Genomic DNA, 14511 nt, shown 5'->3' with positions numbered 1-14511 from the left:
TCAGCAATCCTAACGATTCATAGACTCTTAACAATTCTGTAATCCGTAGAGTCTTCGGAGCGCTATGGATAGATGTGAAATTTAAACATTTAGCAACTAAAAATTAAAATACTCTGACAAGTGCAGTTCTTTAGGTAAATGCTGATTGCTAAACTCCAGATGAATTACCCTTCTTTTTTTATGATTGCTTGTTCTACTTGAACTATGAAGCAGCAACGGTTTCATAATCATGAGGCTGCCCCTCTTTCCATGATTATGTGTTAAAAAGCAGTCTTTTAAAGACCCTGAAACAAGTTCAGGGTGACGATTACTCGAAAAATCCGTCATACTGAACTTGTTTCAGTATCTATTGTAAAATTAAATTCAACTTATTAGAAGCTAAGAAGCAAGCCGCTGCTTTCTAATATTCGCTACTAGATTTAATTTCCACGTATTGTTAGCGTTTTAATCAAAAAGCAGGCATACCGGAGCGCCAACATCAATTCTTTTGCCGCTATCGGTTAATTTGCCGGTGTTTTTATTTCTGTTAAAAATAACGATGTTATTGGTGTACTGGTGTCCGATCAAAAGAAATTTTCCAGTCGGGTCAATGGTGAAGTTCCTCGGTCCTTTACCTAACGTACTTAGGGTTTCAATGAATTTTAATTTACCATTTGGCAGTATTGAGAAGGCAGAAATGCTGTTGGCATCTCCCCGGTTAGTTTCATAGAGAAATTTTCCATCTGCAGAAACGTGGATATCTGCACCGTCAATTTTTCCTGTGAAATCTTTTGGGGTAGTACCAATTTCCTGGATTTTGGTTAGTGTTCCGTTCGCATAAGCAAAAGCAGTTATGCTACCATTAAATTCGTGCGCCAGATAGGCAAATTTCCCATTTGGACTAAAAGTAATGTGTCGTGGTCCGCTACCAGCATTCGTTTTAAGGACCGATTTTATGGTTAATATTTCTTCTTTTGCAGTTGGGTTATAGTTGTAAATATAAGTTTGATCTTCACCCAGGTCATTAACAATCAAATATCGATGATCTGGTGTAAATTTAACCATGTGTACATGAGCGCTTTCCTGTCTGCCCTTAGGGTCAATGCTTTTTCCAGTATGTTTAATGATCTGTAAAGCGTCTGTTAAAGAACCATCTGCTTTTCGTGAAAATACGGCTAAACTTCCGCCGCTATAATTAGCCACAATGACGTTTTTGTTATCTACGGTAATGTAACATGGATCTGCACCATGACTATCAACCTTGTTTAGTAAAGTTAGTTTTCCGCTTGCTGCATCATACTTGAACGCGCTAACCGTACTGGTAGCTCCGGTTTCGTTAACCGCATAAATAAATTGATGATCTGGTGCAGAGGCCAGATAGCTTGGGTTTGCCGTATTTTTTGTAATGCTTTTTATGGATGTGGCAGCTGTTCCAGCATTGAAATCATAAATATAAATCCCTTCACTTTTTCCAGGTGCGGTATAAGTGCCAACAATCAGGTTGTAATTGCTTTTTTGGGCAAATGTTAAGGTAGATAGTATCGTGAGTGTAAGCAATGAACTGAATTTTTTCATGAAACAATGATGTTGATTTTAACAAATATAAAGAAAGTATGTTACGCAGGTATTGAAAATACGCAAGATGTTTCGTGATTGATCGTCGTTATCGTTCTCGTTTAACGCGGATGAGTAGAGAGGTGCATTTTTAATGCATGTTCATTGCTGGACGATATAATCGTCTTTCTCCTGCATCCTCGTTAAAAACGGAGACAATGGGGGATTTAAATACAGTAAACTAAAAAAGCAGCCAATTGGCTGCTTTTATGCTATTTGATTAGGTGTTTAATCTGGATCAATTCATGCTCTTCAAGATAGCGCCATCTGCCACGTGGCAGGTCTTTCTTGGTTAAATTGCCATAAACCACACGGTCTAATTTTTCTACGTTATAACCTAAGTGTTCAAAAATACGGCGAACAATCCTGTTTTTACCACTGTGGATCTGAATGCCGATTTCTTTTTTGGTGCCACCTGCAACGTAAGAAATGTTGTCCGGTTTAATCAAACCGTCTTCAAGCTCTAAACCAAAAGCAATTTTGTTCAAATCTCCTTGTGATAAAGCTTTATCCAGCTCAACATTATAAATTTTGGTGATACCATTCTTAGGATGCGATAATTTATCGGCTAAATCGCCATCATTGGTCATTAACAACAAACCAGTGGTATTGCGGTCTAAACGGCCAACCGGATAAATGCGTTCGCGGCTTGCTTTATCAACCAACTGCATTACGGTACGGCGTTCCTGTGGATCATCCGTAGTGGTAATGTAATCTTTTGGTTTATTCAGTAGAACGTAAACTTTTTTCTCGCGTTTTAGTAATTCCCCATTATAACGAACCAAATCTTTTGCCGGATCTACTTTGTGTCCCAGTTCGGTAATGGCTTCGCCGTTTACGGTAATAATACCGGCAGTAATCAGTTCATCTGCTTTACGACGTGAGCAGATGCCTGCATTTGAAATATATCTGTTTAGGCGAATCAAGCCTTTGTCTTCATTCGTTTTACGGCCTTGGGTAATAACAGTACGCTCCGGGCGGTTAAATTCTGTATCTCTTGGCTTTGCTTCCTCACGTTTTCTAAACGGACGTGTATCGCCTTCCCTTGGCTCTCTGGGTTTTACATCTCTTGAACTTCCTGCACTTGGTTTGAAGTCAGATTTGCCTCTTGACTTGTAATCTTTGTAGCCGCCCTCTCTCGGTTTAAAATCGCGCGAATCTCCATCCTTAGCTCTGAAATCGCGTTCCCCTGTTCTTGGCTTATAATCTCTTGCACCACCATCTCTTGTTTTAAAATCCCTTTCTCCTGTTCTTGGTTTGTAGCCTCTCGACCCGCCATCTCTCGATTTGAAGTCACGGTCGCTAGTTCTGGGCTTGTAATCTCTTGATTTAGCACCACGATCTTCTGAGCTTGAATCTTTAGATTTAAATTCACGATCTCCAAATTTGAAACTCTGCGGTTCTGCATCTTTTGATTTAAAGTCACGTCCGCCTGATCTTGGTTTGAAATCTTTTTTGTCTCCGAAAGATTTCGATTTGAAATCTTTACCATCCGAGCTTCTGGGTCTGAAGCCATCTTTTGAATCGGATGATTTTTTGAATTTGCTGTCTTTGTCGTCTGACCTTCTTCTGTCAGATCCGGCCGAACTGCTTCTGCCTTCTGTTTTCCGACTGCCTGATTTGGACTTGTCATCCCGACTGTTCCTGTTGTTTTTATTTATCATGATACGCTTTTAACGCATTAAAAATGCGGGCTGCAAATTTATGAAAAAATGGTGAACATAACAATTATCCGGGCGGAAAAAGCAGATAAAAAAATAGCCTCTAAAATAGGTAAAATCGCTTAGAAATCCAAATTTAAAATCCGCGTTTAAAGGGGTTTAAAGGCCGATCTTTTCACTTAATTTCGTAACTATTTGATAGTGTGATTATTATTTTTTAGCTTTGCCGACGTTTTTATTAAGTTTCACCAAAAAAAGGAGGAGAATGTTAAAGAAACACATCGTACCATTTTCAGTAGTGGCAACACTATTTATCTTGGCAAAAGTGTTCACTTACCAAATGCCCTTAACAAAAAAAAGTCTTTTTAAGGAAGAAAAATTAAGCTCTACAATAACAAAAACTGATAGCATAAAAGTTGAAGACGTTGTGAAACCTCTTTCTTTAATGGCCCAGTTAAATTTCGCGGATGAAACCCTGCCTTTGGGCGATAAAAGGGTGGAAAGAAAAATGAAGAAAATTTTGGCCGCACACAGTTATAAGAACACACACACTAATCTTTTGCACCAGAAAGCAGCAAAATGGTTTCCGGTTATCGAGCCAATACTTGCCGCTTACGGTATCCCGAATGATTTTAAGTATTTGGCCCTGGTCGAATCCGGAATGACTGAAGGAACTTCACCAAAAGGTGCAGCAGGGATCTGGCAGTTTATGCCGGGTACCGCCCGTAATTATGGATTAAAGGTAAACGGGGATGTTGATGAGCGTTATAATTTGCGCAAATCTACTATTGCAGCCTGCAAATACATTAAAGAAATGTATAAAGGTTTAGAAAGCTGGACATTGGTGGCTGCGGCTTACAATGTTGGCGACGGGCGTTTGCGTAAGCAAATCAATAATCAAAATCAGGATAATTACTACAAAATGAAGCTGAACCGAGAAACAGGGGGCTACGTTTACAAAGTAATTTCAATGAAGCAGATTATGGAACACCCAAAACGTTACGGTTACAAAAAACCGAGGGTATTATTAGCCTATAACGGCGAATAATATAATTAAGATAAAGACAAGCATTTGGTAAGGCGTCCCGGTTTCAAAATCGGGACGCTTTTTTTTAAGGGATTGTTTCACAGATTTGTTTGCTTACTACTTTTATTAGGAACTACAGATACCATAGAAATTATCTGCATCAGGTTCGCCAAAAGGCATATAAATCAAATGAACTTTATTGCCACGGAAACGGATTAGCAAGGAATGGTTTTACCGGAGAAATCTAAGGTCATTTAAGCGCATATGTGTATAAATATTGGTCATTTATGTATTTTCCATTATTACAAAAACAAGCTTCTTTAATCGGTGTTTTTCCTAAACCCTAAACCCTAAACCCTAAACCCTAAACCCTAAACCCTAAACCCTAAACCCTAAACCCTAAACCCTAAACCCTAAACCCTAAACCAGATCATTGAATTTACGCCAACCGCTTTTCGCTTTACGCTCAAAACCTTTTCTTTGCATATGTTCAAACTGCGGATCAATAAAATAATCAATCAACCCGGCGATAATATTACTTTTCAATTTGAAGAGCTGGATGAATATCCTGCATATTTACCGGGACAATTTTTATCATTGGTTTTTCAGGTAAAACACCGTGAGTTAAGAAGATCATATTCTTTTAACAGTTCGCCTGATGTTGATGAGCCTTTGGCTATCACGGTGAAGAGGGTAGAAAATGGGGAAATTTCCAGGTTTTTACATCATAAAACTGCTGTAAGTGATATTCTTTTGGCACAAGAGCCGCAAGGCCTGTTCAGTTATATTGCAGATGAAAATCTGGAACGCGATCTTTTTCTTTTTGCTGCAGGTGTTGGAATTACCCCATTATTTTCCATTTTGAAAACGGCATTGGTGCGGGAGCAAAAATCGTTGGTTACACTGATTTACAGTAATCGATCGAAAGAGGAAGCTTTATTTTATGAAGAATTGGTCGAATGGCAACAGAAATATCCCGAAAGATTAAAGATTATCTGGATTTTCAGCAATAGCAAAAACTTAATGACGGCCAGGCTAAATAAATTTTATATCGAAAAACTAATTAAAGAGCATTTACATTTCGATCGGGACCAAGTGCTGTTTTACACTTGCGGACCCGTAATTTATATGGATTTATGCCGTATCACTTTATTAGGCTTGGGATTCGATATTAAACAGATTAAAAGAGAAACTTTTGTTTTGCCGGAGGATGAAGTTGATGAAGATGACAGCTCTGAAAAAATAGTCGATAAAAATACCTATTCCGTTGTTTTAAACTTTGAAGGCGAAACCTATCATCTCGATGTGCCCTGGCCAAAAAGAATTCTGGATGTTGCGCTTGAAAATAAGATCAAATTACCCTACAGCTGCCGTGGGGGTGTATGTAGTACCTGTGTAGCCAATTGTACCAGGGGCGGGGTAAGGATGGATTATAATGAAGTACTGACCGATGATGAATTGGAAAGGGGAAGGGTATTGGTTTGTACTGGGCATCCTACGGAGAATGGGACGACGATAGTTTGGTAAGTTGTCGGGCTATAATTCATTTGTCTTTTTTGCCTTTAGTATCATTTAGATTAAATCATCGTTTGTAATCCTGTAAAATGCAATCGTCGTGCTGAATTTATTTCAGCATCTTTTATTAATATAGACCCTGAAATAAATTTACTGCGTAGCTCTTTCGCTTCGCTACAGGTCAGGTTGACGATACGATAAACCTAAAACATATTTGTTATTAATCATGTTTTAGCATGTGATTTCTGTAGGAATTAATGCTGATATTATGACAATTAATCCTTGATACAGCTTGGTTATAACTTTCTTTTTGATAAAATTTTTAGCATTTTTGCAGATTGAAATCTGGTCGTTTTTAAGCCCGGGTTTTGACCCCAACTTTAAATAAAATATGAACAATAAATCTGTCGACCTCGGTGAGCAAAAGGATGTAGAAGTATACGGTGCGAGGGTACATAATTTAAAGAATATAGACGTTAGCTTTCCGCGAAACAAACTTGTGGTGATTACAGGCTTAAGTGGTAGCGGTAAATCTTCCCTTGCTTTTGATACCATTTACGCTGAAGGCCAGCGCCGGTACATGGAAACATTCAGTGCCTACAGCCGTCAGTTCATGGGCGGTATGGAGCGTCCGGATGTAGACAAAGTTTCGGGTTTAAGTCCGGTTATTGCCATTGAGCAGAAAACCACCAGTAAGAACCCCCGCTCTACCGTAGGTACCATTACCGAAATTTACGATTTTATGCGTTTGCTTTATGCGCGTGTGGCTGATGCCTATTCGTACAATACGGGTGAGAAAATGGAGCGGATGAGTGAAGACCAGATCCTACAGAATATCTTTAATAAATTTGATGGTTTAGCGGTAAATATACTGGCGCCTGTGGTTAAAGGTAGGAAAGGACATTACCGTGAACTTTTTGAGCAGATCCGTAAACAGGGTTATGTTAAAGTGCGTGTAGATGGGGAGATTAAGGATATTACCGCTAAAATGCAGGTAGATCGTTATAAAATCCACGATATTGAAGTGGTGATTGACCGTTTAATCGTTGATGTAAAGGATAAAAAACGTCTGCTCGATTCCTTGCAAACCGCAATGAAAATGGGTAAAGGAGTGATCAAAATAAGCGATAAGGATAATAATGTAGCGCATTTTAGTAAATTTTTGATGTGTCCTACCACAGGTATTTCTTACGATGAACCTCAACCAAATAGTTTTTCGTTCAATTCGCCTTATGGCGCCTGTGAGCGTTGCGATGGTTTAGGATATATTTTCGTGGTGGATAAAGAATCGGTTATCCCTAATCCTAAATTGAGCATTTTAAATGGGGGTTTAGCACCCTTGGGCGAATACCGCGATATCTGGATGTTTCAGGTATTAAAAGCGTTGGCTAAAAAATACAGTTTCTCGCTTTCTACGCCAATTGAAAAATTAAGCGACGAAGTAATCAATATTATTTTAAACGGCTCACCCGATCTGATCAAAGTTGAGGTAGAATACAACAAGTGGAACGTTCAGAATTATAACATCACGTTTGATGGGATAATTAAAATGCTTGAGGAGCAGAACGAAAAAAGAAGCGAATCTGCATCCGACGATATGGACGAATTCAGGAAACTGAAAACCTGTCCGGAGTGCCATGGTGCCCGCTTGAAAAAGGGAAGTCTGCATTTTAAAGTGGATGGCAAAAATATTTTTGAGCTCTCTTCAATGGATATCAACAACCTCCACCAATGGTTCGAAAAAGTTGATGAGCGCTTGTCTGACCGCCAGAATATTATTGCCAAAGAAATTTTAAAGGAAATTAAAGCCAGAATTGGTTTTTTAACTGACGTAGGGCTAACCTATTTAACTTTAGATCGTACAGCGCGTACACTATCTGGTGGTGAGGCACAACGTATCCGCTTAGCTACCCAGATCGGTTCGCAGTTAATGAATGTGATGTACATTCTCGACGAACCAAGTATTGGTTTGCACCAGCGTGATAATGAACGTTTGATCAATGCATTGAAGAACCTCCGGGATTTAGGAAATACTGTTTTGGTTGTAGAACACGATAAGGATATGATCCTGGAAGCTGATTGGGTAATTGACGTTGGTCCTGGTGCAGGCATTCATGGTGGAACCGTGGTTGCGGAGGGAACCGCCGCACAGATCCTTAAATCCAACACTTTAACCGCTGATTATTTGAACGGTAAAAGGAGCATTGAAGTACCAAAAGTCCGCAGAAAAGGCAACGGGCATAAATTATCGCTCATTAAAGCTACCGGACATAATTTAAAGGAGGTTTCTGTCGATTTTCCTTTGGGTAAATTTATTGCTGTAACCGGTGTTTCGGGCAGTGGAAAATCGAGTTTAATTACCGAGACATTATACCCGATTTTAAATCATCATTTCTTTAGGGCCAAAAAAACACCTTTGTCTTACGAAAAGATCAATGGCTTAAAAGAAATTGATAAGGTAATTGAAATTGATCAGGCACCGATTGGCAGAACCCCACGCTCAAATCCATCAACCTACACCGGTGTTTTCTCTGACATCAGGAATTTGTTTGTGCAGTTGCCAGAAGCCAAAATCCGTGGCTATAAACCAGGCCGTTTTTCTTTCAACGTAAAGGGTGGTCGTTGCGAAACCTGTCAGGGAGCAGGTTTAAAGGTAATCGAAATGAACTTTTTACCGGATGTACAGGTACCATGCGAAGAGTGTGGTGGAAGAAGATACAACAGGGAAACTCTGGAGGTGCGTTTCCGTGGAAAATCAATCAGTGATGTGTTGGATATGAGTATTGAAGATGCCTGTACGTTCTTCGAAAATATTCCAATCATTTATAGAAAAATCAAAACCTTAAAGGATGTAGGTTTAGGTTATATCACTTTGGGTCAATCGTCGGTTACTTTATCAGGAGGAGAGGCACAGCGCGTTAAACTGGCAACAGAACTTTCTAAAAAGGATACCGGAAAAACGTTCTACATTTTAGATGAACCTACAACCGGACTACACTTTGAAGACATTAATGTGCTTTTGGGCGTTTTGCAGGAGCTGGTTGATAAGGGAAATACGGTTTTGGTGATCGAACATAATTTAGATGTAGTTAAAGTTGCCGACTGGGTAATTGATTTGGGTGAAGAAGGTGGTGCTGGCGGCGGAAGGATTTTGTTTGAAGGTACACCGGAGGGTTTAATCCAGAATCCAATCAGTTTGACAGGTAAATTTTTGAAAAAGGAAATGGAGTATAATCCCCAGTCCCCAGTCGGAAGTCCGGAGTCTACAGCCAAAGCACCAAGAAAAAGTAAGGCCGGAAAGAAATAGAATTCTTGTACAGGTATCAAGAATCAGCAAATCCATCTTGACACCTGATACTTATTACTTGATACTATAATAAAACATGATCTTCACTGATACCCATACCCATTTATATTATGAGCAGGATGCCGGGAAACAAGCCCTGTTAATGCAGCGTTGTTTTGAAAACAATGTGAACCGTTTGTTTTTGCCAAATGTTGATGCAAAATCAATTGCGATGATTGATGACCTGGTAGCAAAATATCCCGATAACTGCTTTGCGATGGCCGGCCTGCATCCATGTGATGTAAAAGAAGATTACCTGGCGTTGTTGGATGAAATATATAACAGTATAGCAGGGCGAAAAATTTATGCCATAGGCGAAATCGGGATTGATTTATATTGGGACAAATCTACCCTGGCCATTCAGCAGGATGCATTCCGTAAACAGATAGGCTGGGCAAAAAGCTTAGGATTGCCGATCGTGATTCATTGCAGAGAAGCGTTTGAAGAGGTTTTTGAAGTGTTGGAAAGTGAAAGAGATGAGAAATTGCGTGGCATATTCCATTGTTTCACCGGAAATTTGGCGCAGGCAAAACAGGCTATTGATTTAAACTTTTATTTAGGCATTGGTGGTGTGGTTACCTATAAAAAAGCAGGTTTGGATGCCGTGATTGCTGATATTCCTTTGGCTCATCTCGTTTTAGAGACCGATTCTCCTTATCTGGCACCAGTTCCTTTCCGTGGTAAACCCAATGAAAGCAGTTACCTGATTTATATCGCCCAAAAACTAGCCGATATCTATGGCGTTTCCATTGAAGAGATTGCAGCGGTTACAACTCAAAATTCGAAAGAGATTTTTGGAGTTTAATTAATTCGTCATTGCGAGAAGGCTTTTTCAGCAGACGAAGCAATCTATTTAGCAGGTTTAATCCTCATCTGTCCACAGCGGTCGGAACGCTGGGGATACTAAATGGAACAGAAGCTCTGACTCGTTGTGATTATTGCGTTTTCGATCAATTTCATTACCAGGGCGTAGAGACGCTGCGCTTACCCGACGGACAGGATTGTGAACAGATTGCAGCGGTAACAACTCAAAATTCGAAAGAGATTTTTGGAGTTTAGGTTTAGTTGACAGTCCTTAATCAAGGTTAAACTGGCTATCATTTCGATTGAAGTGCAGCGTAATGAAAGAGATCTGTTCTCAAGATGATGTCGTTCTTGAATAATAAATTATGTAATTACTGACGTTAAAATTGTAAAATTGATAATTTTATATCCTTAATATTGTTATTTATTGCTAATTTAAAAATATAGCCGGATCATTTCTAAATTTTTAGTTTCTTTGTGATGAGCAACCTTCACTAAACCAAATGACCAAAATACTTATTATCTATACCGGTGGCACCATTGGTATGGTTAACGACCCTACAAACGGAATGTTGGTTCCGTTTGATTTCCAGCAGATCAAAGAAAACGTTCCAGAACTGAGCCGTTTGGATTATCATTTAGACGTACATTCCTTTAACCCGGTTTTGGATTCATCAAATATGGATCCTGAAATATGGAAAACGCTTGCAGAACTGGTTTATAACAAATATGATCAGTATGATGGCTTTGTGATCCTGCACGGATCAGATACCATGGCCTTTACTGCTTCTGCACTAAGTTTTATGCTCGAGAATCTGGATAAACCTGTTGTTTTGACCGGGTCTCAGCTGCCAATTGGCGAAATCAGGACCGATGCGAAAGAGAACCTGATTACTGCTTTAGAGATTGCCGCAACTAAAGAAGATGGCAAAGCACTGTTTCCTGAAGTTTGTATTTATTTTGATGCACAATTATTCAGGGGCAACCGTTCTATAAAATACAATAGCGAAAAATTTGAGGCTTTCCGATCACCCAATTACCCTGTACTGGCAGAGGCTGGGGTACATTTGCAGTTTCACAGAAATTATATTTTAAAAGCTACCGGCGGCAAGTTAAAACTGCATACCAATTTTAATGCTAACATTGGCGTGCTGAAATTATACCCTGGAATTACACCACAAGCGGTTCAGGCTATTACCGATTCTAAAGTAGATGCCATTATTTTAGAAACTTTTGGTTCAGGCAATACCTCTACTGCACGATGGTTTTTAGATAGTTTGCGACAGGCCATTTTAAACGGGAAAATTATTATTGATATTTCCCAATGTAAAAAAGGCTCTGTGCAGTTAGGTCGCTACGAAACCAGCAGGGAATTGTTGAAAATGGGCATTGTAAGTGGTTACGATTTAACTTTTGAGGCTACGGTTACCAAGCTGATGTTTGTAATGGGCCTGGGCTTAACGGTAGAAGAAAGCCGTAAACTGATGGATGAATCATTAAGAGGGGAGCTGACAAAGGATTAAATGCTAGCCGGAATTTGTAATCCCGTCTCTTGAACTAACGATTTTAAATCTTTAAAACTAGTAAGGTCGGGATTGCAAATCCCGACCAACGAAGTGAATCGTTGCGGAAATAGCTGACGAAGGATTAACGTCTCCAGCGTTTATAACATTTTTTTAAGAAAATGTGCAGTTTGCGCTCTTTTGGAGGTTTTCAGTCCCGCTCACGCTTCTGCCGATGAAGAATTGGCATCTTGATTCGATCGGGTTTAGAGACAAATGATACGTGCAATTGACTAACTTTACCAAAGTGCAGTATTTGACGTGATGTAAGGAACAGGCCTTTCGGTTATAAACCTGACAGCAGCGGCAGCTCCTGATTTTTTTATCGGGACTAAAGCGAATGGCAGGGCTTTACTGGCCATAAACAACAAAACGTTCGTTTTCAAATAAAACGATTAAGATTTAGCATTACTAAATTTAATATCCAGATAAGCTGTATCACGCATCAAAATAAGTAAAACTTCTGCAATTATGAGCAACATCATTTCGGTTATCACTATTTAGCCCTATTTTTGCTATAATAGATCGTCGTGCTGATCCGATAGCTATCGGATTTGTTTCAGCATCTTTCTGGTAAGACCCTGAAATAAATTCGGGGTGACGTCACGAAGAAACATGAAAATAGAACAAATATATACAGGTTGTCTGGCAGAAGCCGCTTATTACATTGAGAGTGAAGGCGAAGCTGCAATAGTAGATCCTTTAAGAGAAGTTGGAACATATCTAAAGAAAGCAGAAAAAGCGGGCGCTACCATTAAATATATTTTCGAAACGCATTTTCATGCAGATTTTGTTTCGGGTCATGTAGATTTGGCCGAAAAATCGGGTGCTGAGATTATTTACGGGCCAACTGCAAAAACCGAATTTAAAGCGCATATTGCCAAAGATGGTGAGCAGTTTAAAATCGGTAGCCTAACCATTACTGCATTACACACACCAGGGCATACCTTAGAATCGACCACTTATCTTTTAACTGATGAAAACGGTAAAGACCATTGTATTTTTAGTGGCGATACCCTGTTTATTGGTGATGTCGGCCGTCCGGATTTAGCACAGAAAGGTAATTTAACAATGAATGATTTAGCCGGGATGCTTTACGATTCCTTAAATGAAAAGATAAAGCCACTAGCTGATGATGTAATTGTTTATCCTGCCCATGGTGCCGGCTCGGCCTGTGGCAAGAGCATGAGTAAAGAAACTTTTGATACTTTAGGTCACCAGAAACAAGTAAATTACGCCTTAAAGGCGGAAACGAAAGAACAGTTCATTGCCGAAGTAACGAATGGTATTTTGCCTCCACCACAATATTTTGCTAAAAATGCTGCCATTAATAAAGGCGGAGTAGAAAGTATTGATGATATTTACGAAAAGGGATTGAATGCACTAACTCCCCAACAATTTGAGGATCTGGCGAATCAAAAGGGTGCTGTTATGCTGGATACACGTGATCCGCAGGTTTTTACAAAAGGCTTTATTCCAAATTCGATCAATATCGGTTTAAACGGACAGTTTGCGCCTTGGGTTGGCGCGTTGATTAGCGATTTACAACAGCCCATTTTATTGATTGCCGATCAGGGGAAAGAGCAGGAAACGATTACACGTTTAACCCGGGTTGGTTATGACAATACGATTGGATATCTGGATGGAAGTTTCGAAAGATGGATAGATGCGGGAAAAGAAATAGATACGATTGAAACAATTTCTGCGGATGCTTTTGCAGCGGCCGCATCAAATAGTGAAATTACTGCACTTGATGTACGTAAGCCAGGTGAGTATGAGGCCGAACACCTGGAATTTACCCTGAGCCGTCCGTTGGATTTTATTAACGACTGGACTGGCGAGATCGATCCCAAAGCTACCTATTACATTCATTGTGCGGGTGGTTACCGTTCGATGATTGCTGCTTCCATTTTAAAGTCGCGTGGAGTAGAAAATGTGATAGATGTGGCCGGTGGTTATGGTGCAATAAAAAATACAGGTTTAAAAAGAACAGATTTCAGCTGTCCGAGTAAAGCAATGAAGGTGTAATAGCGGCAAGATTGTTATTTTAAGCGTAACGTAATTAGTCTATAATACTTATGCCCCAAATGGTATTCGTTTGATAATTATCCAATCGGGATGATTTTATATTGATGTTTTTGTAATATCAATTACCACTATATATCATGTTTTATTCCTTTAAAATCTAATTTCAGCAATTCCTCATAAGCATTTTTCTCAATTCCCAGTAATTTGGCAAAGGCTGGTTCGGTTTTATAACCTTGTTTCTTCAGGGCTATAATCTCCTGCCTGAATTCCTCTCCTTTTTCCAGAAGTAATCGATATTCAATTAACATATGGCGATAGGCATTTTGCTTTATTGTTGGTATGGCCTGACCAAAAATTTCAACTTCGAAGCCACCCAGAAAGAAACTGACATTGATGGATTGCAAGGTCGGGTTTTCAGTGATTTTAAAGCCTTTTTCGTTTTGGAAATGATTGGTCAACAATTTGGTAAAAGCGATTTTATCCTGGATATAACAGATGATGTCAAGATCACTGCTTTCAATGTCTATATTAATGGGTATAGTGCCGACTAAAATAGGTTGATATAATGCAAGTTTTTCTAAAATTTTATTATCGGTTAAAATTTGATAGGCAGTCTTTTGCTTCTCATTTCCAAATTGTAGATAGGAGATGTTAAGAAAGTTGATCATTTTGCAATAGTGATTTCCTAATTGGAGTGACAAAATTAATAAACATTTTGTTAATATAAACACGCTCAGTTGGCGCGCACCAATCGTTAAATAGCTTTCATCCTGAATGAGATGAAGGATCTTTTAACGGTATTTTTACAAGCTATCTAATTAGAATTGAGTTTGTAACTCAACAATAAGCGAGTCGGAGACTCTTTTCTATGCTATAATCCGTAGAGCCCTTCGGAACTCTACGGATAGGCCGAGGAAGATTCTTCACCTTGTTCAGAATGATCATAAAAGCTTCTAACTCCATGACGGATCATGA

Annotated in this window: 9 protein-coding genes; 6 read left to right on the top strand and 3 right to left on the bottom strand. The window is 39.3% G+C overall.

Going from position 1 to position 14511, the window contains the following annotated elements; genetic code table 11:
- Positions 1 to 444: 444 nt before the first annotated feature.
- Together BM107_RS13710 and BM107_RS13705 are read right to left on the bottom strand one after the other, a co-directional pair.
- The gene (locus BM107_RS13710; RefSeq protein ID WP_090984212.1) at positions 445 to 1554 is read right to left on the bottom strand and encodes a lactonase family protein; all 1110 of its coding nucleotides are present in this window, start codon (positions 1552 to 1554) and stop codon (positions 445 to 447) included.
- A 251-nt stretch (positions 1555 to 1805) separates the two neighbouring features.
- Positions 1806 to 3257, bottom strand: coding sequence for a pseudouridine synthase (locus tag BM107_RS13705; RefSeq protein WP_090984210.1), 1452 nt, complete (start codon positions 3255 to 3257; stop codon positions 1806 to 1808).
- 262 nt (positions 3258 to 3519) lie between these two features.
- Between BM107_RS13705 and BM107_RS13700 the strand changes: the two genes are divergently transcribed.
- From BM107_RS13700 to BM107_RS13675, 6 genes are all read left to right on the top strand, one after another.
- The gene (locus BM107_RS13700) at positions 3520 to 4302 is read left to right on the top strand and encodes a lytic transglycosylase domain-containing protein (protein ID WP_090984209.1); all 783 of its coding nucleotides are present in this window, start codon (positions 3520 to 3522) and stop codon (positions 4300 to 4302) included.
- A 465-nt stretch (positions 4303 to 4767) separates the two neighbouring features.
- Positions 4768 to 5808, top strand: a complete 1041-nt coding sequence (locus BM107_RS13695) for a ferredoxin--NADP reductase (protein ID WP_090984208.1) — start codon at positions 4768 to 4770, stop codon at positions 5806 to 5808.
- A 379-nt stretch (positions 5809 to 6187) separates the two neighbouring features.
- Positions 6188 to 9103, top strand: a complete 2916-nt coding sequence (uvrA, locus tag BM107_RS13690; RefSeq protein WP_090984206.1) for an excinuclease ABC subunit UvrA — start codon at positions 6188 to 6190, stop codon at positions 9101 to 9103.
- A gap of 76 nt (positions 9104 to 9179) precedes the next feature.
- Positions 9180 to 9947 carry a TatD family hydrolase gene (locus BM107_RS13685; protein WP_090984204.1) on the top strand — a complete coding sequence of 256 codons (768 nt, stop codon included), beginning with the start codon at positions 9180 to 9182 and terminating at the stop codon, positions 9945 to 9947.
- A 502-nt stretch (positions 9948 to 10449) separates the two neighbouring features.
- Positions 10450 to 11469, top strand: coding sequence for an asparaginase (locus tag BM107_RS13680; protein WP_090984202.1), 1020 nt, complete (start codon positions 10450 to 10452; stop codon positions 11467 to 11469).
- Between the two features lie 654 nt (positions 11470 to 12123).
- Positions 12124 to 13536 (top strand): MBL fold metallo-hydrolase, encoded by a 1413-nt coding sequence (locus tag BM107_RS13675; RefSeq protein ID WP_090984200.1) that lies wholly within the window; start codon positions 12124 to 12126, stop codon positions 13534 to 13536.
- 128 nt (positions 13537 to 13664) lie between these two features.
- Here BM107_RS13675 and BM107_RS13670 read toward each other — a convergent pair whose 3' ends face one another.
- Positions 13665 to 14204, bottom strand: a complete 540-nt coding sequence (locus BM107_RS13670; protein WP_090984199.1) for a DUF4269 domain-containing protein — start codon at positions 14202 to 14204, stop codon at positions 13665 to 13667.
- Between the last annotated feature and the right edge of the window lie 307 nt (positions 14205 to 14511).

It is taken from the genome of Pedobacter suwonensis (assembly GCF_900111825.1).
GTDB lineage: Bacteria > Bacteroidota > Bacteroidia > Sphingobacteriales > Sphingobacteriaceae > Pedobacter > Pedobacter suwonensis.
This window is presented reverse-complemented; position numbering and strand designations above follow the sequence as displayed.